Origin of the sequence: Bacillus cereus group sp. BfR-BA-01330, from assembly GCF_022663885.1 — a bacterium.
Lineage (GTDB): Bacteria > Bacillota > Bacilli > Bacillales > Bacillaceae_G > Bacillus_A > Bacillus_A cereus.
In genome coordinates this window covers 1-424 of record NZ_JAKUGK010000034.1, presented here as the reverse complement: position 1 = coordinate 424, position 424 = coordinate 1, and the positions used below count along the sequence as shown (strand labels likewise).

The window sequence follows — 424 nt, the reverse complement described above, 5'->3', positions numbered from 1 at the left end:
GCCACCCCGGCATGTCATATTGAAAATTGGAGCGGAAGACGGGATTCGAACCCGCGACCCCAACCTTGGCAAGGTTGTATTCTACCACTGAACTACTTCCGCAAGACATGTTTGAGATATTTTATTAAAAGTGCGGGTGAAGGGAGTCGAACCCCCACGCCAAAGGCGCTAGATCCTAAGTCTAGTGCGTCTGCCAATTCCGCCACACCCGCATATTAATTAAAATGGTGAGCCATGAAGGACTCGAACCTTCGACCCTCTGATTAAAAGTCAGATGCTCTACCAACTGAGCTAATGGCTCTTACAATAAAAACTGGTGCCGACTAGAGGACTTGAACCCCCAACCTACTGATTACAAGTCAGTTGCTCTACCAATTGAGCTAAGTCGGCTAAATGGTGGAGGATGACGGGATCGAACCGCCGA

General features: G+C 48.8%; 4 tRNA genes. All 4 read right to left on the bottom strand.

The features are described 5' to 3' along the window. Positions 1–27: 27 nt before the first annotated feature. A tRNA-Gly gene (locus tag MR112_RS28705) sits at positions 28–102 on the bottom strand. 29 nt (positions 103–131) lie between these two features. Beyond that, positions 132–212, bottom strand: a tRNA-Leu gene (locus MR112_RS28700). Positions 213–225: 13 nt separating this feature from the next. Then, positions 226–301 (bottom strand) — tRNA-Lys (locus MR112_RS28695). A gap of 13 nt (positions 302–314) precedes the next feature. Further along, positions 315–390 (bottom strand) — tRNA-Thr (locus MR112_RS28690). Positions 391–424 lie beyond the last annotated feature (34 nt).